This window comes from Pseudomonas sp., from assembly GCF_049645325.1.
In the GTDB taxonomy this organism is placed as follows: domain Bacteria; phylum Pseudomonadota; class Gammaproteobacteria; order Pseudomonadales; family Pseudomonadaceae; genus Aquipseudomonas.
The window spans coordinates 1-25,909 of sequence record NZ_JBARTQ010000264.1; the positions used below are offsets into that span (position 1 = coordinate 1).

Sequence of the window (25,909 nt, forward strand, 5' to 3'; positions counted from 1 at the left end):
GTATAGGGAGGATCAAAATAAACTAAATCACCTGATCTAGCTGATTGTGTAGCCAATTCGAAATCGGCAACACTCAGGCTTACTCCTTTGAGCGCCTCACTCACCTGTAAAAGCTTCGGCAAATCAAAAGCGCTAAGATGGTATTTTTTTCCATACGGTACATTAAAGTCCCCGTTTAAATTCACTCTATATATGCCGTTAAACGACAATCTTGTCAGATATAGCAAGCGAGCAGATTTTTTGATGATATCAGACGGCTTACTCGCTCTAATTTCATAATAAAATTTTTCAGAGTTATCATAACGCTCAAGATCACCAATTAACTCACTCGGCCTATCCCGGACCATTATGTAAGCGTTAATAAGGTCAGAGTTAATATCTGAAAGCGATGCGTTATCAGGAGCCATTGCGAAAAAAATAGCCCCACCTCCAAAAAAAGGCTCGTAATATCTATCAAAATTTTGAGGAAATTTGCTCGTTATCTTTGAAACTAACGCACGCTTACCACCGGGCCACCTTATCAGAGGAGTTGAGCCACCCTTGGTTGGTAAATCCGAAGCATCCTTTATCTGTATGTCAGGCAATTCCCTTACCACGCTGAGTTAACTATTGAATTTATTATCCTTTAAAACTCAAAAGTTGGATTCATATGCCACTACGGAAGCATGCAAACCCTCCACCTTGGCTTCTAAAGCCCCTTTTCGTGGAAATTCCGACGTACATCCACGAAATTCCCTACGTCTTTGGCACTCTATCAAAAGACTCTGATTCTTGCAGCGGCGTTATGCCACTACCGCGACGTATGGCACAGGTGACTTGACCGACAGATATCTAAAACATAGGCTCTCTCCCGAGCCTAAGAAACTCAACAACCAGAGCGGTCCTCCGCACCCGACAGCCATGCGGCTTTTTTTCGCCAGCGGTTTCTCTACGCCTGTGAAAAATCCCCGTTATGTCGGGAGTGGGCGAATACAAGACCCGAAAGGGGAATATGTCCGGCCCGTCTCTGGTGGGTTTCTTAGCTCCCGACACCCATAACGCCTGCCCTAAGAAAGCAACCAGAGGTAACGGAAATGCCTGGATACTTTGCATCCCCTGCGAAGATCATTCGCAGCACCCGCACCATTTCTCAAACACGCTCCGGCTCGGAGGTGTGTCATGCATGAACCTACCGTCTTTACCCGCCAAAACCTGCAAATGCACGCCCTGCTGCTTGAGAACCAGCCATGGTTCTGCGCTCGCGACCTTGGTCGTCTGATGGGGCTCTATCTGGCTGAGCGAATGGTGAGCAAGCTCGACGAGGATCAGCGACAAACGCTGGAAATCTGCTATCACGGTCAGCCTGAAAACATGCTGATGCTCAGCGAGTCCGGCGTGTATGCATTGCTGGTGTATCACTACTCACCAGGGCATCGCCTGTTGCGTGAATGGCTCACCCATCAAGTCGTGCCGACTTTGCGTGACAAGCATCAACCACGATCTACAGACCGTCCGATGTTGAGCTTGCTGGACTGGCCGGAGATGTCGCTGAGCCTTCTGCATTGGCAGGATGAAGGCTGGATCCGGTTACGTGATATGCCATATCTGTTGCTCAACAGGACCCGTCGACGGGCACCGCCGAGCAAAAACTGGTTTCAAAAGATGGCAGAGTATTTCCAACCATCCAGCCATTCAACACGCTGAAATCCCAAAGGTGCTCCGTCTGTGCTGATGCTCGGACGGAGCACCGGCACTGCTTTCCCTGCCCGCGCTGTAACAATGCCGGATGCCTTCCGGCGTTCATTCCTATGCCCGACCGGGTAAACTCCCTTGATCATTGCCAGCAAAAGCACAACATCACTACCTCTGGCTGATCTGAATTGCATAACCGTTATCAGCCTGAACCCATGCAGTGGGCACCAGTCACACAGTTATGAGAATCCGCTCCAAAAGACAAAGGACCACCCGTGAACCCAGACATGCTCGAAGCCGGCCCCGCTGACGCCAAAGTACTCTCCGTCTTTGACTTCGACGGCACCCTGACCCATCACGACAGTTTCGTGCCCTTCCTCAAGTTTGCCTTTGGCACCGGCGAGTTCTATGGCCGGATGGTCAAGCTGGCGGTGCCTGGCTTGCAGTTTTTGCTGCGGCAGATCAGTCGGGATGAGTTGAAGGCGCAGTTGATTCGCACCTTTATGACGGGGGTGGAGAAGGCGTGGGTTCAGCAGCAGGCTGAGGTGTATTGCCAGCAATATTGGACGAAGTTGATGCGCCCGAAGGGGTTGCGGTCGGTGGCGGATGAGGTGAAGTCCGGGGCGGTGGTGACCTTGTGTTCGGCGTCGCCGGCGTTGGTGTTGCAGCCGTTTGCGAATCGGCTGGGGATCAAGTTGATCGGCACTGAGCTTGAGGTGGTCGACGGGGTGCTGACGGGCAAGCTCACGGGGAATAACTGCCGCTGTGAGAATAAGGTGCTGCGGCTTGAGGCGGTGTATGGGGATTTGGGCGAGTATCGGCTGCGGGCCTGGGGCGATACGCGTGGGGATCGGGAGTTGTTGGCGGCGGCGCAGGATGCGCATTTTCGGCATTTTCATTCGAAGAAGAAGCAGGGCAAGTTGCAGCGGTGATGCGGGTGTGTGGGGCTGGTCGGTAGACCGAGGTGATCCCATCGCTGCCTCGCTGGGGCTCGAGAGCTCCCACATGTTGATCGGTGTCGGCGGGTAGCGCACTAGCATGGGGTGCTAGGGGTCGATGCCGATGGATGGGGTTGGTCGGTAGACCGAGGTGATCCCATCGCTGCCTGGCTGGGGCTCGAGAGCTCCCACATTTGATCGGTGTCGGGCCGGGTTGCGCCCAGCCCGGCTTGGGCACCGCTTCAACACCGTCGCCTGCCCACGCGGAACCCATGTCTCGCCTCCCGCCACTCACACAACTTCCCCTACGGAAAATACGAGTGGCCCATGGTTCAGATCAGCTCCGCCCCATCCCGTCTCCCAGTCATGACAGAGCCCCTCCCCGACGCGCCATCCGCTGAGGCACCGGAAGCATCAGCCGAGCTCAAGCCCGGCGCGGCCGTGGGCGATGTGCCTGTCAGGCAAAAAAGCCTTCGTGATCGGGAGCTTGCCGCGTCTCAGACCCGGCTCAATCAAACCTGGTTGAACAACGCCGGGGCACGCCTACCCGCCGCGCCGCAGGCTACGCATGCCGATGAAGCGGCAGAGGCTTCGATGCAGCTGGAATCATCTGCCGCAGGCATTCCGGAACACGTGGGCGGGCGTGGGCCAGGGCCTTCAAGGCGTAATAAGAATGAACTGTACCTGTCGGACAAAAGGCCTTCCGACAACTTCAATACCCAGGTGCGCTTACCTATCGAGGAGCTTGATTCCGACTCGGGTGTGGGCAGTACGGAAGTCAGCTGCCGCCATTTGGCCTTCGAGTACTTCAACGCGGGCAAAAAGGCGAATTTTCTCAGTGCCGTGAAGGATGAAGGCGCGATCCGCGATTATTTTTCCGGCGGCACGTTGCGCAATTCCAACAAAGGCATCCAGCAGCTCACAGCCGCCGCGACCGATCGCAACGCCTGCGTGGTGTCTGCCGACAGTTTTGTACTCTGCGTGCGTGAAATCGCCAGCCGGCTGAAAGAGCCTGGCGCGCACGGCGCCGACCTCCTGATTACTTCAAGTAACCACGCCATGGCCGTGTCGATTCAGCTCAAAGATCACGGGCGCGTCTGTGTCAACTTCTATGACCCCAACATCACGACCAACCATTTCAGGATCGAAGCCAAAGGAATTGACGATCTGGATGCACTCATCCAGACCAGCCATCCTCTGGCGATGTACCGTGATTCAGGCTGTCACGCCTTCACTGTGTTGGCCAAACACGACTTCTTCAAACCGGAACAGACCCAAGTCTTCCTGCGCGCCACCTCAAAATCGACGCGCACTCAGGTTTTGGCGTCTGCGATCAATCAGGCGCTCAACCGTACTGATAGCGAACTGCTAAAGCGGCTGATCGCGACCGCGGAAAAAGAAAACCCCAAAGGCGGCCGCCCGTTGAAAGACGCGTTGGCGTGCACGGACGGCGGCGGCCCCGGAATGTTTCGGGCCTTGCAGGACGGGCATATCAACACCACTTCGGCCTACGTGGAGGCGACCCGTGGCCTGGTAGACCGCAACCTGCTCTCCAAGGACGATCTGCGCGACCTGCTCAAGGCTGAGTACGGCGCGGGGCACAGCACGGCGTCTGGTCTTTACCTGCCTATGTCGAACGGCCACACCGCGATGGTCAGCAGTTATCTGGACCAGATCACCAATGCTTACGCAGCCGGGAATTTACAGAAGGATCACGTCAAGGAGCTGTTTTCGCCGCACAGCATTTTCAATGTTCGGGGCATCAGTTCTGTATGGCAACGCCGCGACGGACGAACGCTGCAAGCGATCGTGCAGCAGTTGAGCAAATGCCATGCGCTGGGATTGCTCGATCGCCAGGATATAAAAGACATGTTGAAAACCCAGCTTCCGGCCGATGCCCGTGGTTCCAGCTTAAACAACCAACCCCTCATGACCGCCCAAAGCAAACATATAGGGACGTTGAAGGCGGTGTTGAAACCCTTGGTCGAGCAGGGCGCACTTCAAAAGCCTGACATAAACGAAATCCTGACGACCCTGGGTTTTGTTGATGAGTCGTTTAAAGCGTCGCTGAAGAAACTTTTTAACTGAGCCTGTTCCTGCGGTGATGCGAGTTGGCGGGGTCGGCGGGTAGACCGAGGCGCTCCCTTCGCAGCCTCGCCGGGCTCGACAGCTCCCACTGTTGAGCGTTGTTGACGCTTAGGCCGGAGTCTTCAGGTCTACGCCCAGCGCCATGGCGAAGGCTTTTACCATCGGGCTGCGCGGTGCGTTGTGGCGCAGGATCAGGTTGAACGCGGTGTTCAGGTGAACTTGCTCCGGGCACAGCGCGCGAAGGCGCCCTGCCCTTACCAGCGGCGCGGCGTAGTGTTCCGGCAGGAAACCCAGGAAGCGGCCGGTGAGGATAAGGATGGCGACGGCTTCCACTTGTGAGGCCGAGGCGGACTGGCTGTCGTAGGTGACGAAGTTGGCCTTGTCGCGATGGATCGCATACCGATGGTTGATCACTTCGTATTGGCGCAGCACTTGCGGCGTAATGTCGCTCGCGTTGAACAGCGGGTGTCCTACGGCGCAGTAGGCGTGGGCTTTTTCTTCGTACAGCGGGAAGTAGTCGAATTCTTCGCGGCGCTGGTACACCGGCACGATGCCGACGATCAGGCGCCCTTCTACTACGCCGCGTTCAACTTCGTCCAGTTGGGAGGCATGTAAGCGCAATCTAATCTTTGGCGATTCGCGGTGTAATTTTCCCAGCGCGGTAATCAGGGGGGAGTTAACGTCCGAGACGGTGTTATCAATAACACCCACACTAAGGTCGCCAATCAGTTCATTTTGCGCCGAACTAAGCTTGTCTCTGAAACTGTCCACCGAGGTAAATAACTCGATGGATGCCTGATACACCAACTTGCCTTCTTCGGTCAGGCCAAAGCCTTCCCGGCCTCGTGTGCACAGGCGCATGCCGATGCGAATTTCAAGGTCGGAGATCTGTTTGCTGATGGCGGCCAGGCCCACGTTCAGCTCGTTTTGCGCGGCGCTGAAGCCTCCTGCTTCGACCACGGCCATGAACACGCGCAGCAACTTGAAATCCAGCCCACTGAGTTGCAGGGGCGGACGTGTGCCGGGTTTTGGCGGCATGTTTCCAGAAGTGGAAAGTGGGGTTTCCATAATACGCGTTGACCTCAAGTGCCATATTCAACAGGCTTCAACCCAATCCTTGAACATAGCCAGGCGGCGATAATGGCTGCAAACATCCGCCCTTGGCAACCTTGAATATAGCGGGTTGAACAGCACACAGAGGCTGATTTAACACCCGGCAAAACCTGACACTACGATCAGGACTTTTTCGTTTTTGACTGCCTCCGACTCTTCTAAAAACAAGCGTGAGGAACACCCATGTCCCAGCCCACCGAGCGCCTTTGGGGCGCTCGTTTCAAGACCGGTCCGTCTGCTGCATTGGCCGCGTTGTCGCGTTGCCCCGAGCGCTATTTCCGCCTGACGCCCTCGACCTGGCCGGCTCCCGTGCCCATGCCCGTGAGTTGCAGCGCGCCGGTTTGCTGGATGAGTCGGAGACCCTGCGCACCCTCGACGCGCTGGACCGTATCGGTGAAGACTTCGCCGCCGGCCGCCTGCATCCCACCCTGGATGACGAAGACGTACACACCTTTATCGAACGCGTATTGACCGAGCGCCTGGGCGCCTTGGGCGGCAAGTTGCGCGCCGGGCGTTCGCGTAATGACCAGACCGCCAATGACTTGCGCCTTTTCCTGCGCGACCACGCGCGCACCATCACCACTGAAGTGTTGGGGTTGCAGCAGGCGCTGGTGGACCAGGCTGAGCAACACATTGAAAGCATCTGCCCGGGCTTTACGCACTTGCAGCAGGCGCAACCGATTGTGTTCGCCCACCACTTGTTGGCCCACGCGCAGTCAATGCTGCGCGATGTGCAGCGCCTGGTGGACTGGGACGCGCGTACGGCGTTGTCGCCGTTGGGTGCAGCGGCAATGGCAGGCTCGGCGATTGCGCGCCAGCCGGAGCATTCGGCCAAGGAAATGGGCTACACCGGGCCGTGCGAAAACTCGATTGACGCTGTCGCCAGCCGTGACCACGTGGCGGAGTTTCTGTTTGTGGCGGGCATGCTCGGGGTGAATATTTCGCGGCTTTCCGAGGAGTTTTGCCTATGGTCGTCGCGCCAGTTTCGCTGGGTGGTGCTGGATGATGCCTACGCCACGGGCAGCTCGATCATGCCGCAGAAGAAGAACCCGGACATTGCCGAACTGGCGCGGGGCAAGGCTGGGCGCTTGATTGGCAACCTGACCGGGTTGATGTCGACGCTCAAGTCGTTGCCGCTGTCGTACAACCGCGACTTGAGTGAAGACAAGCACAGCGTGTTGGACAGCGTGGACACCTTGTTGCTGGTGCTGCCGGCGATGGCCGGGATGGTCGCGACCATGAAGGTGCAGGTGGAAGAACTGCGGCGTCAGGCGCCGATGGGCTTCACCCTGGCGACTGAGGTGGCGGACTGGTTGGCCACGCGCGGTGTGCCGTTTAAAGAGGCGCATGAGATTACCGGCGCGTTGGTGCAGGCCTGTGAGAAACATGAGATTGAGTTGTGGGAAGCCTCGCCGGCGATGTTGGCAGAGGTGGATGCTCGTTTGCTGCCCGAGGTACGGGACTGCTTGACCCTGGAGGCGGCGATTGCGGCGCGCAGTGGTTGGGGTGGCACGGCGCCGGAGCGGGTTCGGGAGCAGATTGGGCGGTTGAAAACTGCATTGGCTGAACAGCAGAAGTGGGCTGAGAGTTATCAGGGGTTTCGGATTTAAGCCTGGGCAGGTGTGGTGAGCTCACCGGCGCTTTCGCAGGCAAGCCAGCTCCCACATTTGACCGAGGTTCAACCGTTGGACCGCGTACAGCAGTTAGAGCGTTATTAGTCTTGGAGTAGCACCATGAACCAAACCCCGGCCGAGCGCTTGGAAGCCGAGCGCAAGTTGTCCGAGAACCAGTTCGATATCACGCAGTACGAGCACGTGCCGCGTCGGTATTACGGGCGGATGTTTTTTGCCACGTTGATCGTGATCGCCTTGGCGGCGTTGCTGCGTGCCTTCGCCAATGGCCAGATCGAATGGTCCTACATCGGTCAGTTCCTCACGTCTGAGGCCATTCTGTGGGGCTTGGTGAACACCATCGTCATGTCGATCCTGGCGATGGCGCTGGGCGTGGTCATCGGCGTAATCACGGCGATCATGCGCATGTCGGCCAACCCGATCCTGCGGTATGTGGCCATCACGTACACCTGGCTGTTTCGCGGCACGCCGCTGATTCTGCAACTGCTGCTGTGGTTCAACCTGGCGCTTATTTTCCCGGTGATCGCAATTCCGGGCCTGTTCAGCATCGACACCGTCGACCTGATGACGCCGTTCGTGGCCGCCCTGCTCGGCTTGAGCATCAACCAGGGCGCGTACACCGCCGAAGTGGTGCGCGCCGGGTTGCTTTCGGTGGACACCGGCCAGTACGAGGCCGCCAAATCCATCGGCATGCCGAGCCTGCAAGCGCTGCGCAGGATCATTCTGCCGCAAGCCATGCGGGTGATCATTCCGCCTGTCGGCAACGAGTTCATCAGCATGGTGAAAATGACCAGCCTGGCCAGCGTGATCCAGTACTCGGAGCTGCTGCACAACGCGCAAAACATCTACTACGCCAACGCCCGGGTCATGGAGCTGCTGATTGTAGCCGGCATCTGGTACCTGGCGGTGGTGACTGTTCTTTCATTTGGCCAAAGCCGCCTTGAGCGTCGCTTTGCCCGCGGCGCCGGCAAGCGTTCGTAAGTTTAGGTTGAGGAGATTTGCCCCATGAGAAGCATCGTCAAGGCCGTCAACCTGAACAAGTATTACGACCAGTATCACGCGCTGCGCGACATCAATATCGAGGTCGAGCAAGGCGAAGTGATGTGCATCATCGGCCCGTCCGGCTCGGGTAAAAGCACGCTGCTGCGCTGCGTCAACCAGCTGGAAAAAATCGACAAGGGCGGCCTGTGGGTCGACGGCGAACTGGTGGGTTACCGGGTCGTCGGCAACAAGCTGCATGAGATGAACGAATCGCAGATCGCCCGCCAGCGCCTGGCCACTGGCATGGTGTTTCAGCGCTTCAATTTGTTCCCGCACATGACCGTGCTGCAGAACATCATCGAAGGCCCCTGCCAGGTGCTCAAGCGCTCGCCCAAGGAAGCCACCGAGGATGCGCTGGAGTTACTCGCGCGTGTTGGCCTGGCGGATAAACGCAATGCCTACCCGGTGGAGTTGTCTGGCGGCCAACAGCAGCGTGTGGCGATTGCCCGTGCGTTGGCGATGCGCCCTAAGCTGATGTTATTTGACGAACCCACGTCAGCCCTTGACCCGGAGCTGGTAGGAGAAGTGCTGTCGGTAATGCGTGATTTGGCCACCACCGGCATGACCATGATCGTGGTCACCCATGAGTTGGGCTTCGCCCGCGAAGTCTCCAACCGCATGGTGTTTATGGATGCCGGCCAGATTGTGGAAGCCGGCAGCCCTGAAGAAATTCTAATAAGCCCACAAAACCCGCGTACCCAAAGCTTTATTTCTGCCGTTCGCACTTAACTAAAAAACTAACGAGAACGCCCCCATGAAAAATCTGTTTCTTCCAAGCTTGCTCGTAGGCCTGATGGCCTCCACTTCGGTTTTGGCGGCATTGCCGGCAGCGATCAAGGACAAGGGTGAGATCAGCGCGGCCATCGTGCCGAACTACCCGCCGATGGATTTCAAGGACACCGCCACCAACCAACTCACCGGCCTGGACTTTGACCTGGGCAACGCCCTGGCCGAGCGCCTGGGCGTGAAGATCAAGTGGCAGGAAACCGGCTTCGAGCAAATGCTCAGCGGCCTGACCACCAAGCGCGTCGACATCGTGCTGTCGGGCATGAGCGACACCGCCGAACGCCAGAAGGCCGTGACCTTCATCGACTACTTCACCAGCGGCCCGCAGTTCTACACCCTGGCCAAGCGTGAAGACCTCAAGGAATTGACCGACCTGTGCGGTAAGAAAGTCGGCACCAGCCGACGTACCACCTGGCCGTCTGAAATTGCCGCGTGGAGCAAGGAAAACTGCGAAGCGGCGGGTAAGCCGGCGATCGTGGTGATCGGCACCGAAGGCTCTGCAGATGCGCGTGCGCAGTTGCAGCAGAACCGCCTGGACGCGGCGATGCAGGGCAGCGAAACAATTCCTTTCCTGATGTCGCTGGACAAGGGTAAGTACAAGCCGGTGGGCCTGGCGATTTCCAAGCAGTTCACCGGGCTTGGGATCGAGAAGAGCAATACCGAGCTGGTCACGGCGATCAGTGAAGCGTTGCAGGGCATGGTTGATGATGGGACGTACGGCAAGATCCTGAAGAAGTGGGACCTGGAGCAAGGTGCGGTCGAGAAGATCAGCATCAACGCCGGCCAGTAAACACTGCAAACATCCTGTGGGAGCTGGCTTGCCTGCTCCCACATTGGCTCTGTGTTCACAGTTGATCTGTGTTCACGTTCGAATTGTGTTGTATTGGAAAAATAATAAGGACACCCGCCCCACCGTGGCCACCTGCTCCCTGGTAATCCGCCGCCTGATGATCTGCTCGGTGACCATCGTGGTCAGCCGCGCCATGACCAGCCCGTTGCTGGCCCTGCTGTTGAGCACCCGCCTGGGCCTCAACCAGCAAGACATCGGCCTGCTGATGGGCATCGCCGTTTTCATCGCCACATTATTGGGCCTGTACGGCGGCTACATCATCGACCGCCTGGAAAAGCGCAAGCTGCTGATCCTGGCCATGCTCTCCAGCTCCATCGGTTTTCTGTTGCTGACCTTTGCCAGCAACCTCTACCTCACCACCCTCACGCTGGTCATCACCGAAGCCGCATCGGCCCTGTTCCTGATTGGCTCAAAAGCCATCATCAGTGAAAACCTGCCGGTGGGTGATCGCGCCAAAGTATTTTCGCTGCGCTACACCCTGACCAACGTCGGTTACGCCACCGGCCCGATGGTCGGCGTGGTGATCGCCGGCCACATGCAACTGGCGCCATTCCTGATCGCCAGTGCCATTGCGTTTGGCAGCCTGTTCCTGATGATCGGCATCCCGCCGACCCAACGCGACGACAGCAATAAACCCCTGAGTTTCCTCACCACCCTGCGTACCTTGCGCAGCGACCGCACGCTGATCCTGTTCACCAGCGGCAGCCTCTTGAGCACCATTGTCCACGGGCGCTACACCCTTTATCTGTCGCAGTTTTTGCTGGTGGCCTACAAGCCCGCCGAGGCGCTGAAAATTTTGTCCGCCGTGCTGGCCTGCAACGCCATCACTGTGATTTTGATGCAGTACCAGATAGGTCGTTTTCTCAAGCGCGAACAACTGCGCTACTGGATCGTGCTGGGCACGTTGCTGTTCATTGCCGGGTTAGTGGGTTTCAGCCTGGCGGACAGTTTGGTCACCTGGTGCGTCGCCATGTTCGTGTTCACCTTGGGCGAGATGATCATTTATCCGTCTGAATTCTTGTTCATCGACACCATCGCCCCGGACGCCCTGCGCGGCAGTTACTACGGTGCGCAAAATCTGGCGGCCTTCGGCGGCGCAATGAGCCCAGTGATTTGCGGCTACCTGTTGATCAACGCCGCGCCGGTCAGCATGTTTTATGCCCTCGGCGCCCTGACTGCCGTGGGCGGCACCTTGTGCTTCCTGAGCGGGCGGCGTGTGGCTGAACACTCCATTCCCTGAGCGCCACCTGTCTAATGTGGGAGCTGGCTTGCCTGCGATGGCGGCAGGTCAGCTTGCACCTGCCAGACCTGACACGCCGCTATCGCAGGCAAGCCAGCTCCCACACTTTTTTGATCGCCGTGACCGCTGATATTTGCGTAATATCCAGCAACTCATCTCACGGACCCGAGCCCCATGAAATTCGACACGGCCTACAGCCTGAGTCTCGATGACAAGCTGTCGATCTACGACGTACGAGACCTGAATTTCGACGAAACCGCCGCGTTCGACTCCGACAAGGACAGCTTCCTCTGCCCCAACGATGACTGCCGCGCCGCCTTCGACACGGGCAATACGCTGAGCACCTTCAACGCCAAAAACGTCAACTACCAGCGCACGCCGCACTTCAAGAACAAGACCAGCACCCAGCATATCGACGGCTGCCGCTACGCCAGCACGCACAAGACGGCGAGCGGCGAAAGTGACGACGACCGCGAGGACAATTTCCCATCGGAATTTTTACTGGCGCGGCGTCAGTACCCGCGCAAAACAGCGGTGCTGGCGGGCGAGGCAAGCGTCCCACAAGATCCTGCGAAGCTGCCTTCAAACCGAGCTGCCTCCTCCCACAGCGCCAACGAAACCACGCCGGACAAAACCAGCGTGTTTGCCCACCCGGTGGAATGCTACGTGTCCAACATCGACGACAAGGACACGCTCAAGGGCATGCCCCTGAAGATCGGCGATCACACGGCCACCTACTGGACGTTCTTCAAGAAAATCGAATACCTGCAAGACAACAAGGGCCTGATCTACTGGGGCAAGATCAAGGCGATCAAGGATTACACCAGCAGCTTTCGCATCGATTTCGAAAAGAAGGTGTGGCTCGACAAGAAGCCCTATTCGGTCAACGTCTACTTGAGCAAAAAACTCATCGACACCTACCGCAAGCGCACGGCCTTCCTGGAACAGATCAAGGCCGCGGTAGACAGTGAAAAGGCGTTGTATTGCTTCTTCTACGGGGTGACGCCGGAGCTGAAACAGGTGCCCAGTAAAAAGAATCCCGAGCAGACGTTCGGCGTGTTCAGCGCGAATATCGAGAACCTGGATCACTTGATTATTCGGGAGGCGCCGGGGATCGAGCAACGAGAGTAGTTCATCACTTCATGCTTCATCCCGCAGGGTTTGCCTGTATTTCTTACGAATATCGTCAGTCAGGGATGGGTCCACTCCGCCCACCGTTATCATCCAATGAATCAGCATTTCTTCTGCCGGGCGCACGTAGTTGCTCTGCCCTTTTATTGACTTGAGTATGCGATTGGTTTGGGCGTCATAGTGCAGCGCACTCCAGGGCTGCCTTACAAAGTCAAAGTCTTCAGCCTCCCACTTGAATCCCCGCAGGACTTCATTGACGTGGGTTTGGGTGCTTCGATCGCCCCGCAGGAACAAAGGGTAGGTTTGCGCCCCTGAGTAAAGAAGCGTCTCTGGAATTTGCGGGTCAACCCTATCGAGTACGTCACATTTCAAGGCAATGTCCAGCACACCAGCCGTCCAGCGATTGATAAACGCATAGGCGAAGCCTTCGTCATCAGCTTTTTTCATATCAAAAAACAGCATGCAATAACGTGTTTTCAAGTGCATCGCCAGCAGGACATGCTTGCGTTGAACAGTCGCGGCATGCACCAGCCACTGATGAGGGTCCGTATGCAAATCATCACAAGAGCCTTGCAGTTGAGAAGGTTTTTCGACGGGTGATATTTTTTTGCCCTTGTGGACTCGACTGAAAAAATCGGCAGCAGCTTGAGAACAATTGAACGTCAACATGTCGGTGAATCCTGGAATGTCTCTGCCGAATATACGGCCATGATTTTCAAGCGAAATCAACACGGTGACGACCCATTACTTACACACCCCTGGAAGACCTGAGACAGAGCGGCACCCGCCACATGAAAAAATCCAGTTGATGAGCGGTACAAACAACTGTACAAAAACACAGTATAGTTTGTCCTCCCCCGTCGAACCCTGGAGAAACCCCATGTCCTCCCTGGCAATGAGCTCTTTCGTAGAACAGCAGATCGTCCTGCATCAATTCACCGCCAAGCACAGCGTGCAGGCCCGCGCGATGCTGGGTTGGGGCCGAGAAGACCTGGCCCGCCAGGCTGGCGTGGCGGTGGAAGCGGTTCAACGCTTTGAAAACCAGGACGATGTGGACGACCACACCCGGTTGACCCTGGCGTTTCGGCTTGAGGCTGAAGGCCTGGTGTTCTTCCCGGGGTTTGCGCCGGGCTGGGGGATGAGCGCGCGCAAGTTTGACGCCTCCCCAACCGAACCCGCTGCGCAAGGCCTGCTCTCGCGCCTTATGGGCTCAACAGCGGCAGCAATTGATTCACCAACGCCTCAACCGAATGGTGCGTAGTGTCCAGCCGGATCACCGGGCAGGTCAGCGGCTTCAACCAGCTTTCATGCCGACGCAAGCTGCGCAGGCTGTGGTTGCCGCCATCGTAACGGGCCGTCCAGGCGAGGAAAGCAACGCTGTTTTCGTGGCGGCTGCCGCCCTCCAGAACATGCTCGCCATAGCGTTGCACTTCCCGCAGGCGCAGGCGATGCAGACGAACCTGTGGGTCCAGGCGCAGAAACACCACATGGGTGAACTGCGCGATCATGGCATCGCCCCAGCCGCACAGTGAGCCAGACAGCACCCAGCCATCAAGGCCGGCGCTCTGTTCCTGCAACAGCCGGATGCGTTCATCCCGTGGCCGGGCGACGCTGAAAGGGTCTGGGGTTTGCTGCCAGTAAAAGTAGTCGGAGTCGAAATAGGCAACGTTCAGGCGTTCAGCCAACGCCTTGCCCAAGGTCGTGGTACCGGCACCGGCGGCGCCCAGGATATGAATCTTGTAGGTCATCGCGGCCTCCCTGGCGACTGAGTGTAGCCGTGGAGCGTCAGGCTTGAAGTTGCAGCGCGCGCCGCATCATTTGTGGTGGTTGGCCGAAGGCGCGCAGGAAGGCGCGGCGCATGCGTTCCGGGTCTCCGAAGCCGGTTTCGCGGGCGATGGTGTCGATGGGGTGGTCGCCGGACTCAAGCATCAGGCGCGCCGCTTCAATGCGCAGTCGCTCAATAGCCTTGGCGGGGGTCTGGCCGGTTTCGGTGCGAAACAACCGGCTGAACTGGCGTGGGCTCAGGTGAGCGACTTCAGCCAGTTGCTCCACCGACAGTTCCTCCTGCAAATGCTGGCGCGCGTAGACCAGAGCGCTCTGCACCCGGTCAGATTTAGGGTCGATCTCCAGCAACGCGGAAAACTGCGACTGCCCGCCGGCGCGGCGATGGTAGATCACCAGTTTGCGGGCCACTTCGCGGGCCACGTCTACACCCAGGTCGTGTTCGACAAGTGCCAGGGCGAGGTCGAGGCAGGCCGTCATACCGGCGGACGTCCAAAGCGGGCCGTCAACAGTGAAGATGCGGTCTTCCTCAAGCTTCACGTTTGGGTACGCCTGGCGAAAGGCGCGAGCGTGGTACCAGTGGGTGGTTGCCTTGCGCCCCTCCAACAACCCCGCAGCTGCCAGGTGAAAAGCGCCGGTGCAGGTGGAGGTCACGCGGCGTGCGGAACGCATGGCGTCTTGCAAATAGGTGAGCATTCCGGGGGTGGCGTCCAGCACGTCGTTGTCGCCCACCACCAGTAACGTGTCGTAGTGCTGGCTGCCAAACGGCACGGTATCGATGGCAAACCCCATGGAGCTTCGGGTGGGGCCGCCGAACTCCGACAGCAGGTCGACACGGTAGAACGGTTGCTCCACCTCAAGGTTGGCAAACTCAAACACCGTGCAAATGCTCAGGTTGAGCATCTGAAACCCGGGAAACAGCAGAATACCGACAGACACCATGGTTAATACTCACGTCTCTAAACGAGGGATATACGACATTGCAGCCATGACATTACACCCATAATCTTGAATCCAACAAGGCCAACCTTCCCCGGCCGTATTGGAGCAACTGCAATGACTCAACCCAAAGGTTATGCCCTGATCACCGGTGCTTCCTCCGGCATTGGTGCCGTGTATGCCAACCGCCTGGCTCAACAGGGTTACGACCTGATCCTGGTGGCACGCAATCAGCAGCGCCTCGAACACCTGGCGAAGCGGCTGAAAAGCGACACCCAACGGAACGTAGAAGTGGTGGTTGCCGACCTCAACCTGGCGGCGGACCTGGCGCGTATCGAACAGCTCTTGCAGGACGACAGCCGCATCAGCCTGTTGGTGAACAATGCCGGCGTGGGGGCGACCGCCTCATTGCTGGAGTCTGACGCGGACAAGATGGACGCGATGATCCTGCTCAATGTGCTGGCACTGACCCGCCTGGCCAAAGCCGCCGCCGCCAATTTCGTCGCCCAGGGCCGCGGCACCCTGATCAATATCGGCTCGATCGTCGCGCTCGCCCCGACACTGCTGAACGGTGTGTACGGCGGTTCAAAAGCTTATGTGCAGGCCTTCAGCGAATCCCTAGAGCATGAGTTGAAAGACAAAGGCGTGACCGTGCAAGTGGTGCTGCCAGGGGTGACGGCCACGGAGTTCTGGGACGTGGCAGGGCTGGCGGTGACTAACCTGCCGGAGGCCATGATCATGACCGCCGAGCACCTGGTCGATGCCGCTCTCGCGGGCCTTGCGTTGGGTGAGAAAGTCACCATTCCGTCGTTGCCCGACAGCCAGGATTGGGCGGCGTACGAGGCTGCGCGGCTGGCCCTGGGCCCCAACCTGTCCCACCGCAGCCCGGCGCAACGTTATGGCGTGACAACCGCCTGACCCGGTCACAGCCCAGGTCGGGGAATCGCCTGGGCTGCCTGCTCATACCCATGGGCGACCGCCAACAATGTGGCTTCAGCCCAGCGGGTGCCGAAGAAGTATGCGCTGGCAGGCAGGTCGTCCTCACTCATTCCGCAAGGCACCGAGATGCCGGGGTACCCCGCCGCCGCCACCGCGAAGTACGTGTTTGTTTCCAGATCCGCCACCATGGCGTCGAGGTTATTCGCTTTGATCGGCGCGTCCACGGTGTCGCGGAAATCCTCGATGAGCGTGTCCCACAGCGACGAGCGTTCTTCGCGTGACAGGGTTGAGGTGCTGAGCTCCTTGAGAATTGGCTGATGATCCGCGTCAGCGCCGTCCCGCGCCTGGTTAAACGTGATCAGCTCGGTCAGGGATTTGACCGGCAAGCCCGTGCGCTTGGCCAGGTAGGCATTTAATTCGTCATTCACCTCGCCCAGCAGCAACTCGACATACCGTGACGCGTCAGCAATGCGCATGTCGACCGGCACCAGGATCGCCCCCTGCTCTTCAAGTACCTCAAGAACCCGGGTGAACACCCCGTTGCTGACCACTGACTCGGTTTCTCCGTTGTGGGTGAAGCTCACCGGGTAACCGATGCGCTTGGCCTTCAACGCCCCCGGAACCAGCAGCCGAGTGTAATCGACTCCCCTGGGCGCACAGTTGCCTGCGGGATCGTGCGGGTCCCTGCCGGAGATGGCGTTAAGCATCAACGCCACATCGAATACCGTGCGGGCCATCGGGCCTGGCGAATCCTGTCGATGACTGGCGGGAATAATCCCGTTGCGGTCCAACAAGCCGACACTGGGTTTAAGCCCCACCACGCCATTCAGCGCCGCTGGCACGACGATCGAGCCACTGGTTTCGGTGCCTGCCGCCAAGGGCGCAAAACCGGCCGCAAGCGCCACCGCCGAACCGGAACTTGAACCGCCAACGTCGGCATCGTGTTTATAAGGGTTGCGGGTTTGCCCGCCACGACTGCTCCAGCCGGCAGGGCGATCCCCACCGCGAAAACCGGCCAACTCGCTCAGGTTGGTTTTACCCAGGATGACCGCGCCCTGCTCAATCAAGCGCTGCACAATACGCGCATCGTTGCCCGCGGCCGCCCCCACCAAGCCATAAGCGCCGCCACTGGTTTGCATGCCTTGGGTTTCGATGGTGTCTTTGAGCAGCACAGGAATGCCATGCAAGGGACCACGAACGTTGCCACGGACGCGCTCCTGGTCCAGTTTGCGCGCTGCTTTCAACGCCTCGGGGTTCACTTCAATCACCGCGTTCAACTGCGGGTTCAACCTGTGAATACGCGCCAGCAGAAAACTGACCAAATCGACTGACGTCATGCCGCCCGTCTTGGCCATTTGCTCACCCAGTTCGCGCACACCGGCGTATTCAGTGCCGAGGGGCACAGGTCTCGCCGGCGGCGGCGGGTCGGTTGCCATAAACTGCGTCGCATGACGGATGATCGAATACACACCATAAACAATGCCAACCATAGGGCCTCTCCTGACGTCAGGGATCAATGTTGATCCATTCGCCAGTCTAAGAACCCCGATCCTTCTCGACGTTAGGGCCCCAGCCCGTTACCTCGCAGGAGGGTTCAGCACACCTTGTAGTTGCTCCTTGGCAACCGATGCGCACGCGCTGACTTGTCGATAGGCGAGCAACAACACGGGCAACGCGTCACGCGACCACCGCGGCCCATACATCCAGAGCCTCGTTCCATCCTTCAGGGTTTCACACACTGAGGAATAGCCACTTTTGCACGCGCCATGAAACGCAGCACTCTGGCCGTCAGACACCAAGGCATCAAGCCGGTGCTGGGTCACCAGGTCATCGATTTCATTGCGGCCCTGCAGGGTGAACTGAAGGCTTTCATCCCCGCGCTGCGCCTCTACAGGCACCAATTGCGCGCCGGCTTGGCGCAGGATGTCCAAGGCCTGGCAAAAAGCCGCCGTGTGCTCGAGAGGCTCAAAACGGTCAGCGTGCACGTAGCGCTCGGCGAACCCGATGCGCCACCCCGAAAGCACCTGGCCATCGCTGAAGCGGGTGTTATTAAGCACCAGCGGCACTTCCACCATCACGGGGTCTGTAGGGTCGATGCCACTTAAGGCAATCAGGGATAACGCCGGGGCGCGCGCAGTTTTAATCTGCGGGGCCAAGGCGTTGTAACCGGGAATGGGTGCCGCGCGCTCAGGGCGTTGAGCATCGAAGACGATGCTGCGCGGGCTCGTGTCATTGAGGCGGGTCTCGGTTGAGTCGAGCCCCAAGCCCGCCGCTTGCCCGGCTATCGGCAGCGAGTGCCCCGGGGGACAAGGCAGGCCCAGATGCCAATATTTCCTACAATCGCTGTCCATCAAAACCGGCCCCTCGAAAATACAATTCGCGGGATCATCGCACTCTGGTCTGACGTTTGTCGCAGGGCTGAAACACCCTGAAAACTCCTTTTTTCAGGATGCCCTGGCCTCAGCCTGCCACGTGTTCTTTCGCGCCCTGGTTTTCGACCTCCAGCCACCACGCATGCCCGCGCTCAGGCACGTTCAAGTTGAACGCCTGCCCCATGGCCGGGGTGGTAATCGACACGTTGCACTCCCAGGCCAAGGCCATGATGCGGTCGAACGGTTCATGCCAGGCATGGAAGGCGAGGTCAAACGTGCCGTTGTGAATCGGCAGCAGCCAGCGGCCTTTGAGGTCGATGTGAGCTTGCAGGGTTTGCTCGGGCTGCATGTGCACATGGGGCCAGTCGACGTTGTAAGCACCTGTTTCCATCAGCGTCAGATCAAACGGGCCGTATTGCTCGCCAATGCGCTTGAAGCCATCGAAATAGCCGGTGTCGCCGCTGAAAAAAATCCGTCGACCCGCGTCGATCATCACCCAGGAACACCACAGGGTCTGGTTGCCATCAAACAGGCCACGGCCGGAAAAGTGCTGGGCCGGGGTGGCGATAAAGCGAATGCCATCAACCTCGGTACCCTGCCACCAATCGAGCTGACGCACTTTGCTGGCGTCCACGCCCCACTTGATCAACGTGTCGCCCACGCCCAGCGGCGCGAGGAAATAGCGGGTTTTGTCAGCCAGTTGGACCACAGCCTTATGGTCCAGATGGTCGTAATGGTTGTGGGAAAGAATCACCGCCTCCAGGGGCGGCAGCTCTTCAAGGCTGATGGGCGGCTGGTGGAAACGCTTGGGGCCAGCCCAACTGAATGGCGAGGCACGCTCGGCGAACACCGGGTCGGTGACCCAGAATTTGCCGCGCATTTTCAGCAGGACGGTGGAATGCCCCAGGCGGAACACGCTGTGATCCGGTGCGGCCAACAGCTGCTCACGGGTCAAGGGTTGCACCGGGATCTGCCCCACTGGCCGCGTCGTGCGCGGTTTGTTGAAGAGCATGTTCCAGAAAATACGCAGCGTTTTGCCAAAGCCGCCGTGTTGCACCGGGGCATCGTTGCTGAAATGCCCTTGCTCCTGTTCAGCAGGCTTGAGTGCCGCAGGCGCTGGGTCGAGACGGGTTGAGATCGTGGCCATTGCAGAGTGACTCCTGGGGTCCGCGCATAAATTACACTGCACAGTGTAGTTTCTAGATTGCAACAAAACCCGGAGCAAGTAAACTACCGAGTGTAATTTCCTTCCAGAGACGAACATGACTGCACCACTGCGCCTCACCGACCGTAAACGCGAAGCCATTGTGGCTGCGGCCATCGCCGAGTTTCGGGCAAACGGGTTCGAGGTCACCAGCATGGACAAAATCGCCGCCACCGCCGGCGTGTCCAAGCGCACGGTGTACAACCACTTCCCCAGCAAAGAAGAGTTGTTTGCAGAAATTCTCAATCAACTGTGGGACAGCAGTGTCGCCCAGCTCGACGTGAGCTACGCCAGCGACCGCCCCCTGCGCGATCAATTGCGCGGGTTGCTGGCGGCCAAGATGAAGATGATGTCGGACACCAATTTCCTCGACCTGGCCCGGGTTGCGATTGCCGCCACCATCCATTCGCCGGAACGCGCGCAAGACATGGTCAATCGCCTGAGCATGCGTGAAGAAGGCTTTACCCAGTGGGTACGCGCCGCCCAGGAAGATGGCCGGTTGTCGTGCACCGACCCGGCCTTCGCGGCCCATCAGATACAAAGCCTGCTTAAAGCCTTCGCGTTCTGGCCACAGATCACCCTCGGCCAACCCACCCTCGACGCCGCAGGCCAGGCCGAAGTGATCGAGTCCGCCATCGACCTGTTCCTGGCCGGTTACGAAGTCGCCTCTCCCCGCCCGCAGTAAAACCTGTTGCATCCGCGACATTCCAGGTCGCTTTTCGCGTATTCGCACGCTGTGCTGCGCAAATGGCCTGGAAGGACACTGATTATTCCCGCGCGAATCACTGACAATATTCACCTCTTTTATCCGATCAACGGTTCCACCCGCTGACGCACGCTGTTGCATCTGCACAAAGATGCTGACCCGGAACACTATGGAAAACAGACGAGGCAAAGGGCTTTCATTTGCCAGGCGTATCTACAAGCCAAGGATCATCGGCCTGGGTATCGGTTGTATCAGTGTCGTGGGCGCCCTGTACCCTCTGGCGATGCCGGCGTGGGTCTGGGCGTTGCTGTTGTTCAACGGTTATGCCTGGGCCCATGTGGCCTACCAACTCTCTACCCGCGCACAATTTCCCTACCTGGCCGAACAGCGCAACCTGCTCTACGACTCGCTGTTTGGCGGCTTCTGGGCGGCGGCCACACAGTTCACGCCGCTGACGGCCGTGACCATCCTCTCGATGATGACCATGAACAACGTCGCGGCGGGCGGCAAACGCCTGTTCCTGCGCGGGCTGCTGGCGCAGGCCGCCGGTATCGGCGTGGCGTGGGCGCTGTTCGGGGTCAAGTTCAACCCCACTGTCAGCCCGGCGCAGGTCTACACCTGCCTGCCGATGCTGACGCTCTACCCGATGGCCATCGGCATGGTCTGTTATCAACTGGCGATCAAGCTCTCGGAACACAAGCGCGCCCTCAGCGCCCTGAGCCGCATCGACAGCCTGACCGGCCTGCTCAACCACGGTTCGTGGAAAGACCTGCTCAACCTCAAGTTCCACAAATGCCAGCAGCAAAACGGCCAGGCCACGATTGCGTTGATCGATATCGATCACTTCAAGCAGATCAACGACACCTACGGGCACATCGTCGGCGATGCCGTGCTGCGCCAGCTGGCTCAGGAGTTGCGCCAGCACCTGCGAGAAAACGACTTGGCCGGGCGCTACGGCGGCGACGAGTTCTGTGTGATTCTTCCGCAAATGCCCCTGGAAGAGGCGGCGCGGGTCATGGAACACATGCGCGAAACCTTCAGTAACTATCGCACCCCACAAATCCCCGAACTGCGCGTGAGCCTGAGCATTGGCCTGGCCGACTTCCAGCCCTTTTTCAGCGATGCCGCCATGTGGCTCAACGCCGCCGACCGTGCGCTCTACGCCGCCAAGGACACCGGCCGCAACCGCGTCAAGGTGAGCGACTGCGCCGTCGCGCATACCGCCTGAGTCGTCCTACGACACCTCGTCTGAATTACCCGACTGAAACGCGCAGAGATAGCATAATGCCGCCATTGGTCGCCTTGCTTTAAAAAGGCCCCTGCCGGGGCCGAACTTCTTGCATCACGCGCGACTCTGAACCCGTTGTTCCACTCCCCTCTGTCAGCATCAGGAAGCTGACAATGAGCAAGTCAACCGTACGGCCGGGTGCCGTACGGGGGCAGGCGTACATACATGGATACCCCCAGACGCGTGCTTGCCCGAGCCCTCGAACATGCTATTCAACGCCCACAAGAAAGCCATCAACACCTTGCAACACACCAATGCCCTGCAAGCCAGCCTGCTGGACGCCATCGAGCGCTCCATGGCGGTGATCGAATTCGATATGCAGGGCAGCGTGCTGCGCGCCAATGACAACTTCCTCAAGGCAATGGGCTACCGCGCCGAACAAATCGTTGGCCAGCCTCATCGGATGTTCTGCACACCTGCGTTCGCGCGCAGTGCCGACTACAACCAGCTGTGGACGCAACTGCGCAACGGCCAATTCCAGTCCGGCACCTTCGAACGGGTGGCGGGCAATGGCGAGTCGGTCTGGCTGGAAGCGAGCTACAACCCGGTGCGCGATGACGCAGGCAAAGTGATCAAGGTGGTGAAGTACGCCATGGACGTCACGCCGCGCCTGCAAGCCGAAAGCGAAGCCAATGCCAAGCTGGGTGCCATCGACCGCGCCATGGCGGTGATCGAATTCAACCTCGACGGCACCATCATCACCGCCAATGCCAATTTCCTGCAGCGCATGGGTTACAGCCTCGCGCAGATCCAGGGCAAGCATCACCGCCTGTTCTGTAAGCCGGAGCTGGCCAACAGTTTGGCGTACGCCGAGTTCTGGAAGCGTTTGAACCAGGGCGAACTGTTCAATGGCCAGTTCGAACGCGTCGACAAACATGGCCAGACGCTGTGGCTCGAAGCCAACTACAACCCCGTGTACGACGCCAGCGGGCGCCTGTGCAAAGTGGTGAAGTTCGCCTCTGATGTCACCGCGCGGGTGCAGCAGCATGCCGCCGACGCGCAGAGCGCCGCCCAGGCGTATCACATCTCCTTGAACACCCGCGACATCGCCGAAAAAGGCGCCGAGGTGATCCAGCAAACCGCCAGCGGCATGCGCGAAATTGCCGCCGACATTGACGGCTCGTCGCAGCTGATCGCCAAGCTGGGCGAGCGTTCGCAGCAGATCACCGCCATCGTCAACACCATTCGCGGCATTGCCGACCAGACCAACTTGCTGGCCCTCAACGCGGCCATCGAAGCCGCGCGCGCCGGCGAGCAAGGCCGTGGGTTTGCCGTGGTGGCCGACGAAGTGCGCCAATTGGCGGCCCGCACCAGCGGCTCCACGGCGGAAATTTCCAGCATGATCGCGATGATCCAGGAAGAAACCCGCCAGGCCATCGACAGCATGGACGGCACCCGCGACCGTGCCGCCCAGGGCGTCGAGCTGGCCAACCAGGCCGGTACGGTGATCCTGCAGATTCGTGAAGGCACCAGCGAGGCGGTGCAGGCGGTCAGCGCGTTTGCCAATGAGCGCGGCAACAGCTGACCTGATCTTCATGTGTCCGGCCCGGGGGCTCGGTCTATAGTGCTGGTTGTCTTCACGCTAAGGATTCGAGCCCGCCATGACCCCAGACAAGCCAGACGCCGCCCCCGTCGACCACCTGCGTTTCCACCGAAACCACGCCCACCTGGGCCCGACCTTCGGCACCGACACCTTCGCCCTCAAGGCCGAAGCCTTCGCGCGCTTCTTTGGCACACCGACCTTCCTCGGCGCGCAAACCGCCATTGTGGTGTTGTGGGTGGTGCTGAACGTCACCGGCGTCGTGCACTTTGACGTGTACCCGTTCATCCTGCTCAACCTGGCGTTCAGCCTGCAGTCGGCGTATGCCGCGCCGTTGATCTTGCTCGCGCAGACGCGCCAGGCAGCCCGCGACAAAGCCCAGTCCGATGCTGACGCGCAACACCGCGAAGCCTTGGCCGTGGCCAACACCGAGCGCCAGGCACAGGCGGCGCAAACCACCAAACAACTGCTGGAACTGCTGGAGCAGAACACCCGCCTGACGGAAATGACCAAGGCACTGACCGAGCGTATCGAGACCCTGACGTGCGAAATGCATGAGCAGTTTGTGCGAAAAACCTAACCCCGCGGCCAGCGTACATGCTGGCCCAACTCATCAAACAGCGTGACCACCGACCGCAGCGCCCGGCAATCCGGGCGCGTCAGCAGCCACAGCGCGGTGTCACGCCCCGGCAATGCGGGGCCCAGCGGCTGCAGCCCTTCAGCCAAGAGAAAATCCGGCAACGCCGCCACGCCCAACCCTGCGCGCACCAGTTCCGTGACCGACAACATGCTGTTGCAGCGATAACTGGGGCGCACGCCGGGTAAATGTTCGCGGCGCCACACGACGGTGGGGTGATCGGGCAGGAAATCATCCGGCGCGATCCAGGCCAGGTCGGCCAGTTCGCGGCCTGCGTGTCGACGGGCGAAATCGGCACTGGCGCATACCTGATACGTCACCGTGCCGAGGCAACGGCCTACAAGGTGCTCAGGCGGTGCCTTGGTCAGCCGCAGGGCGATGTCTGCGTCACGGCGGCTGAGGTTGGCGAAATCATTGGAGGTGCTCAACTCCAGGGTCAGTGCCGGGTAAGCCGGCATGAACTGCGCCAGCGCGGGCAAGAGCAAGCCTTGCAACACCGAGTCGGTGCAGGTCAGGCGCACGGTGCCGCTGATCACTTCCCCGCCCTGCTCCACGCCAATCCGCGCCGCCTCCAAGGCTTGCTCCGCCCGCTCGGCCTGCTGCGCCAAGTGGCTGGCCAAACCGGTGGGCAGGTAGCCGGTGCGGCTTTTTTCAAACAGCGTCTGGCCCAGTGCCGCCTCCAAACGCCGCACCGCACGAAACACCGTCGACACGTCCACGCGTAACAGCGCTGCGGCCCGCGCCAGGCTGCCGCCGCGCACCAGGGCGAGGATCAGCGACAGGTCGGGGTAGTCGACTTGATAGTGCGTGGCTGCATTGAGCATATGGGCAAACGCCAATATTGATTGCGTGGGCGCCAATCTATAGTGAGCACCAGGACACCACAAGCCATGGGACGTACACGATGAACGCCAGCACCTTGCACCTCGCCTTGATCGGCGACTACAACCCCGACGTGATAGCCCACCAGGCCATCCCGCTGGCCCTGCAACAGGCGGCGGACGGCCTGGGCCTCAGCGTCAACGTGCACTGGCTCGACACAGACTCGCTCACCTCCACCACGGCGCTGCACACCTTCGACGGCTTCTGGTGCGTGCCCTCCAGCCCCTACCGCGATACCGACGGCGCACTGCGCGCGATCCGTTTTGCCCGCGAGCAACGGCGCCCTTTCCTCGGCACCTGCGGCGGTTTTCAGCACGCCGTGCTGGAATATGCGCGCAACGTGCTGGGCTGGGCAGATGCCGAACACGGTGAACTGGCCCCCGACGCCAAACGCGCCGTCATCACGCCGCTGAGCTGCGCGCTGGTAGAGGCGACCGACACCGTGCGCCTGGCGCCTTACACGCGTATCGCCGAAGCCTACGGCAGCCTGGATATTCACGAAGGCTATCACTGCCGCTACGGCATCAACCCCGCGTTCGCCGAGGCGCTGCTCGAAGGCGACCTGATTCCCGCCGGCCATGATTCGGCAGGCGACCTGCGCGCCATAGAGTTGCTGGACCACCCGTTTTTCGTCGCCACGCTCTTCCAGCCGGAACGCGCTGCCCTCACAGGCATAACGCCGCCGCTGGCGATCGCGCTGCTCAAGGCCTGCCAGGCGGCGTCGGCATGATCGCCAGCACGCCCGTGCCGCCGTACTACGCGGTGATTTTCAGTTCACTGCGCACCGAGGGTGATCAAGGCTATGGGCAGGCGGCCCTGCGCATGCTCGAACTGGCGCGCGAACAACCGGGGTTTCTTGGGGTGGAATCGGCACGCGAAGACGGTTTGGGGATTACCGTGTCGTACTGGGCCAGCGAAGCGTCGATCCTGGCCTGGAAACAGCAGGCCGAACATAGCGAGGTGCGCGCGCAAGGGCGCGCCAGTTGGTATTCGGCGTTTCACACGCGGGTGTGCAAGGTCGAGCGAGCCTATGCATTCCATAGTTGAAATGCATACCCCTGTGGGAGCGGGCTTGCTCGCGAAGGCGGTGGGTCAGTCACCAGATTCAGTGGCTGACATACCGCCTTCGCG

At 59.5% G+C, this 25,909-nt stretch carries 25 protein-coding genes and 1 pseudogene; 17 read left to right on the forward strand and 9 right to left on the reverse strand.

The window, feature by feature from the left end; all coding sequences use genetic code 11:
- On the reverse strand, positions 1-584 hold a 584-nt coding region (locus WBB95_RS11515), incomplete at its 3' end, for a DNA adenine methylase (RefSeq protein WP_424487706.1).
- Between the two features lie 574 nt (positions 585-1,158).
- Between WBB95_RS11515 and WBB95_RS11520 the strand changes: the two genes are divergently transcribed.
- The 3 genes from WBB95_RS11520 (at position 1,159) to WBB95_RS11530 (ending at position 4,697) form a co-directional block, all read left to right on the forward strand.
- Entirely contained in the window at positions 1,159-1,683 is a 525-nt protein-coding gene (locus WBB95_RS11520) for a BRO-N domain-containing protein (RefSeq protein WP_424487707.1), read from the forward strand.
- A 275-nt stretch (positions 1,684-1,958) separates the two neighbouring features.
- The gene (locus tag WBB95_RS11525) at positions 1,959-2,603 is read left to right on the forward strand and encodes an HAD-IB family hydrolase (RefSeq protein ID WP_424487727.1); all 645 of its coding nucleotides are present in this window, start codon (positions 1,959-1,961) and stop codon (positions 2,601-2,603) included.
- Positions 2,604-2,936: 333 nt separating this feature from the next.
- A complete protein-coding gene (locus WBB95_RS11530; protein ID WP_424487708.1) occupies positions 2,937-4,697 on the forward strand; it encodes a ShET2/EspL2 family type III secretion system effector toxin in 1,761 nt (586 codons plus the stop codon).
- 108 nt (positions 4,698-4,805) lie between these two features.
- Here WBB95_RS11530 and WBB95_RS11535 read toward each other — a convergent pair whose 3' ends face one another.
- Complete coding sequence (locus tag WBB95_RS11535) at positions 4,806-5,765, reverse strand: LysR family transcriptional regulator (protein ID WP_424487709.1); 960 nt, start codon at positions 5,763-5,765, stop codon at positions 4,806-4,808.
- Positions 5,766-5,993: 228 nt separating this feature from the next.
- On the opposite strand from WBB95_RS11535, the pseudogene argH reads away from it, so the two are divergent.
- The 6 genes and pseudogenes from argH to WBB95_RS11565 all read left to right on the forward strand — a co-directional run bounded on the left by argH (position 5,994) and on the right by WBB95_RS11565 (position 12,489).
- Positions 5,994-7,420: pseudogene (gene argH / locus WBB95_RS11540) on the forward strand (argininosuccinate lyase).
- Positions 7,421-7,543: 123 nt separating this feature from the next.
- Entirely contained in the window at positions 7,544-8,422 is an 879-nt protein-coding gene (locus tag WBB95_RS11545) for an amino acid ABC transporter permease (RefSeq protein WP_122720508.1), read from the forward strand.
- Between the two features lie 24 nt (positions 8,423-8,446).
- Positions 8,447-9,211, forward strand: a complete 765-nt coding sequence (locus tag WBB95_RS11550; RefSeq protein WP_016974699.1) for an amino acid ABC transporter ATP-binding protein — start codon at positions 8,447-8,449, stop codon at positions 9,209-9,211.
- Between the two features lie 25 nt (positions 9,212-9,236).
- Positions 9,237-10,058, forward strand: coding sequence for an ABC transporter substrate-binding protein (locus WBB95_RS11555; protein ID WP_424487710.1), 822 nt, complete (start codon positions 9,237-9,239; stop codon positions 10,056-10,058).
- A gap of 124 nt (positions 10,059-10,182) precedes the next feature.
- Entirely contained in the window at positions 10,183-11,358 is a 1,176-nt protein-coding gene (locus tag WBB95_RS11560) for an MFS transporter (RefSeq protein ID WP_424487711.1), read from the forward strand.
- Between the two features lie 174 nt (positions 11,359-11,532).
- Entirely contained in the window at positions 11,533-12,489 is a 957-nt protein-coding gene (locus WBB95_RS11565; RefSeq protein ID WP_424487712.1) for a hypothetical protein, read from the forward strand.
- A 9-nt stretch (positions 12,490-12,498) separates the two neighbouring features.
- On the opposite strand, the gene WBB95_RS11570 is transcribed toward WBB95_RS11565, so the two are convergent.
- On the reverse strand, positions 12,499-13,158 hold the full coding sequence (locus WBB95_RS11570; RefSeq protein ID WP_424487713.1) for a DUF6933 domain-containing protein: 660 nt from the start codon (positions 13,156-13,158) through the stop codon (positions 12,499-12,501).
- 211 nt (positions 13,159-13,369) lie between these two features.
- Here WBB95_RS11570 and WBB95_RS11575 point away from each other — a divergent pair, with 211 nt between their 5' ends.
- Positions 13,370-13,750 carry an XRE family transcriptional regulator gene (locus WBB95_RS11575; RefSeq protein ID WP_424487714.1) on the forward strand — a complete coding sequence of 127 codons (381 nt, stop codon included), beginning with the start codon at positions 13,370-13,372 and terminating at the stop codon, positions 13,748-13,750.
- Here the strand turns inward: WBB95_RS11575 and WBB95_RS11580 are convergent.
- Both WBB95_RS11580 and WBB95_RS11585 read right to left on the reverse strand, forming a co-directional pair.
- Entirely contained in the window at positions 13,692-14,237 is a 546-nt protein-coding gene (locus WBB95_RS11580; protein ID WP_424487715.1) for an AAA family ATPase, read from the reverse strand. The genes WBB95_RS11575 and WBB95_RS11580 overlap by 59 nt on opposite strands.
- A gap of 37 nt (positions 14,238-14,274) precedes the next feature.
- Complete coding sequence (locus WBB95_RS11585) at positions 14,275-15,213, reverse strand: GlxA family transcriptional regulator (protein ID WP_424487716.1); 939 nt, start codon at positions 15,211-15,213, stop codon at positions 14,275-14,277.
- A 114-nt stretch (positions 15,214-15,327) separates the two neighbouring features.
- Between WBB95_RS11585 and WBB95_RS11590 the strand changes: the two genes are divergently transcribed.
- On the forward strand, positions 15,328-16,128 hold the full coding sequence (locus tag WBB95_RS11590; RefSeq protein WP_424487717.1) for an SDR family NAD(P)-dependent oxidoreductase: 801 nt from the start codon (positions 15,328-15,330) through the stop codon (positions 16,126-16,128).
- Between the two features lie 5 nt (positions 16,129-16,133).
- Here the strand turns inward: WBB95_RS11590 and WBB95_RS11595 are convergent, their stop codons facing one another.
- From WBB95_RS11595 to WBB95_RS11605, 3 genes are all read right to left on the reverse strand, one after another.
- Positions 16,134-17,639 carry an amidase family protein gene (locus WBB95_RS11595; protein WP_424487718.1) on the reverse strand — a complete coding sequence of 502 codons (1,506 nt, stop codon included), beginning with the start codon at positions 17,637-17,639 and terminating at the stop codon, positions 16,134-16,136.
- An 87-nt stretch (positions 17,640-17,726) separates the two neighbouring features.
- Positions 17,727-18,500: a hypothetical protein gene (locus WBB95_RS11600; protein WP_424487728.1), complete on the reverse strand. Its 774-nt coding sequence runs from the start codon at positions 18,498-18,500 to the stop codon at positions 17,727-17,729.
- 109 nt (positions 18,501-18,609) lie between these two features.
- Positions 18,610-19,668, reverse strand: coding sequence for an MBL fold metallo-hydrolase (locus WBB95_RS11605; RefSeq protein ID WP_424487719.1), 1,059 nt, complete (start codon positions 19,666-19,668; stop codon positions 18,610-18,612).
- A gap of 115 nt (positions 19,669-19,783) precedes the next feature.
- Between WBB95_RS11605 and WBB95_RS11610 the strand changes: the two genes are divergently transcribed.
- From WBB95_RS11610 to WBB95_RS11625, 4 genes are all read left to right on the forward strand, one after another.
- The gene (locus WBB95_RS11610; RefSeq protein ID WP_424487720.1) at positions 19,784-20,410 is read left to right on the forward strand and encodes a TetR/AcrR family transcriptional regulator; all 627 of its coding nucleotides are present in this window, start codon (positions 19,784-19,786) and stop codon (positions 20,408-20,410) included.
- 190 nt (positions 20,411-20,600) lie between these two features.
- Positions 20,601-21,659 carry a diguanylate cyclase gene (locus WBB95_RS11615; RefSeq protein WP_424487721.1) on the forward strand — a complete coding sequence of 353 codons (1,059 nt, stop codon included), beginning with the start codon at positions 20,601-20,603 and terminating at the stop codon, positions 21,657-21,659.
- A gap of 265 nt (positions 21,660-21,924) precedes the next feature.
- Positions 21,925-23,244 carry a methyl-accepting chemotaxis protein gene (locus WBB95_RS11620; protein WP_424487722.1) on the forward strand — a complete coding sequence of 440 codons (1,320 nt, stop codon included), beginning with the start codon at positions 21,925-21,927 and terminating at the stop codon, positions 23,242-23,244.
- A gap of 76 nt (positions 23,245-23,320) precedes the next feature.
- Entirely contained in the window at positions 23,321-23,839 is a 519-nt protein-coding gene (locus WBB95_RS11625; protein ID WP_424487723.1) for a DUF1003 domain-containing protein, read from the forward strand.
- Here WBB95_RS11625 and WBB95_RS11630 read toward each other — a convergent pair.
- Positions 23,836-24,720 carry a LysR family transcriptional regulator gene (locus WBB95_RS11630; protein WP_424487724.1) on the reverse strand — a complete coding sequence of 295 codons (885 nt, stop codon included), beginning with the start codon at positions 24,718-24,720 and terminating at the stop codon, positions 23,836-23,838. The two genes, WBB95_RS11625 and WBB95_RS11630, sit on opposite strands and share 4 nt — an antisense overlap.
- 80 nt (positions 24,721-24,800) lie before the next feature.
- Between WBB95_RS11630 and WBB95_RS11635 the strand changes: the two genes are divergently transcribed.
- Positions 24,801-25,508, forward strand: a complete 708-nt coding sequence (locus WBB95_RS11635) for a CTP synthase C-terminal region-related (seleno)protein (protein WP_424487725.1) — start codon at positions 24,801-24,803, stop codon at positions 25,506-25,508.
- Positions 25,505-25,825 carry an antibiotic biosynthesis monooxygenase family protein gene (locus WBB95_RS11640; protein ID WP_424487726.1) on the forward strand — a complete coding sequence of 107 codons (321 nt, stop codon included), beginning with the start codon at positions 25,505-25,507 and terminating at the stop codon, positions 25,823-25,825. The genes WBB95_RS11635 and WBB95_RS11640 overlap by 4 nt, the downstream gene beginning before the upstream one ends.
- Positions 25,826-25,909 lie beyond the last annotated feature (84 nt).

What these genes read in the sequence shown, in the direction of transcription:
- WBB95_RS11520 (WP_424487707.1), top strand. Translation starts at nt 1,159, where the DNA reads ATGCATGAACCTACCGTCTTTACCCGCCAAAACCTGCAAATGCACGCC.
- WBB95_RS11525 (WP_424487727.1), top strand. Translation starts at nt 1,959, where the DNA reads ATGCTCGAAGCCGGCCCCGCTGACGCCAAAGTACTCTCCGTCTTTGAC.
- WBB95_RS11530 (WP_424487708.1), top strand. Translation starts at nt 2,937, where the DNA reads ATGGTTCAGATCAGCTCCGCCCCATCCCGTCTCCCAGTCATGACAGAG.
- WBB95_RS11535 (WP_424487709.1), bottom strand. Translation starts at nt 5,765, where the DNA reads ATGGAAACCCCACTTTCCACTTCTGGAAACATGCCGCCAAAACCCGGC.
- WBB95_RS11545 (WP_122720508.1), top strand. Translation starts at nt 7,544, where the DNA reads ATGAACCAAACCCCGGCCGAGCGCTTGGAAGCCGAGCGCAAGTTGTCC.
- WBB95_RS11550 (WP_016974699.1), top strand. Translation starts at nt 8,447, where the DNA reads ATGAGAAGCATCGTCAAGGCCGTCAACCTGAACAAGTATTACGACCAG.
- WBB95_RS11555 (WP_424487710.1), top strand. Translation starts at nt 9,237, where the DNA reads ATGAAAAATCTGTTTCTTCCAAGCTTGCTCGTAGGCCTGATGGCCTCC.
- WBB95_RS11565 (WP_424487712.1), top strand. Translation starts at nt 11,533, where the DNA reads ATGAAATTCGACACGGCCTACAGCCTGAGTCTCGATGACAAGCTGTCG.
- WBB95_RS11570 (WP_424487713.1), bottom strand. Translation starts at nt 13,158, where the DNA reads ATGTTGACGTTCAATTGTTCTCAAGCTGCTGCCGATTTTTTCAGTCGA.
- WBB95_RS11575 (WP_424487714.1), top strand. Translation starts at nt 13,370, where the DNA reads ATGTCCTCCCTGGCAATGAGCTCTTTCGTAGAACAGCAGATCGTCCTG.
- WBB95_RS11580 (WP_424487715.1), bottom strand. Translation starts at nt 14,237, where the DNA reads ATGACCTACAAGATTCATATCCTGGGCGCCGCCGGTGCCGGTACCACG.
- WBB95_RS11585 (WP_424487716.1), bottom strand. Translation starts at nt 15,213, where the DNA reads ATGGTGTCTGTCGGTATTCTGCTGTTTCCCGGGTTTCAGATGCTCAAC.
- WBB95_RS11590 (WP_424487717.1), top strand. Translation starts at nt 15,328, where the DNA reads ATGACTCAACCCAAAGGTTATGCCCTGATCACCGGTGCTTCCTCCGGC.
- WBB95_RS11595 (WP_424487718.1), bottom strand. Translation starts at nt 17,639, where the DNA reads ATGGTTGGCATTGTTTATGGTGTGTATTCGATCATCCGTCATGCGACG.
- WBB95_RS11600 (WP_424487728.1), bottom strand. Translation starts at nt 18,500, where the DNA reads ATGGACAGCGATTGTAGGAAATATTGGCATCTGGGCCTGCCTTGTCCC.
- WBB95_RS11605 (WP_424487719.1), bottom strand. Translation starts at nt 19,668, where the DNA reads ATGGCCACGATCTCAACCCGTCTCGACCCAGCGCCTGCGGCACTCAAG.
- WBB95_RS11610 (WP_424487720.1), top strand. Translation starts at nt 19,784, where the DNA reads ATGACTGCACCACTGCGCCTCACCGACCGTAAACGCGAAGCCATTGTG.
- WBB95_RS11615 (WP_424487721.1), top strand. Translation starts at nt 20,601, where the DNA reads ATGGAAAACAGACGAGGCAAAGGGCTTTCATTTGCCAGGCGTATCTAC.
- WBB95_RS11620 (WP_424487722.1), top strand. Translation starts at nt 21,925, where the DNA reads ATGCTATTCAACGCCCACAAGAAAGCCATCAACACCTTGCAACACACC.
- WBB95_RS11625 (WP_424487723.1), top strand. Translation starts at nt 23,321, where the DNA reads ATGACCCCAGACAAGCCAGACGCCGCCCCCGTCGACCACCTGCGTTTC.
- WBB95_RS11630 (WP_424487724.1), bottom strand. Translation starts at nt 24,720, where the DNA reads ATGCTCAATGCAGCCACGCACTATCAAGTCGACTACCCCGACCTGTCG.
- WBB95_RS11635 (WP_424487725.1), top strand. Translation starts at nt 24,801, where the DNA reads ATGAACGCCAGCACCTTGCACCTCGCCTTGATCGGCGACTACAACCCC.
- WBB95_RS11640 (WP_424487726.1), top strand. Translation starts at nt 25,505, where the DNA reads ATGATCGCCAGCACGCCCGTGCCGCCGTACTACGCGGTGATTTTCAGT.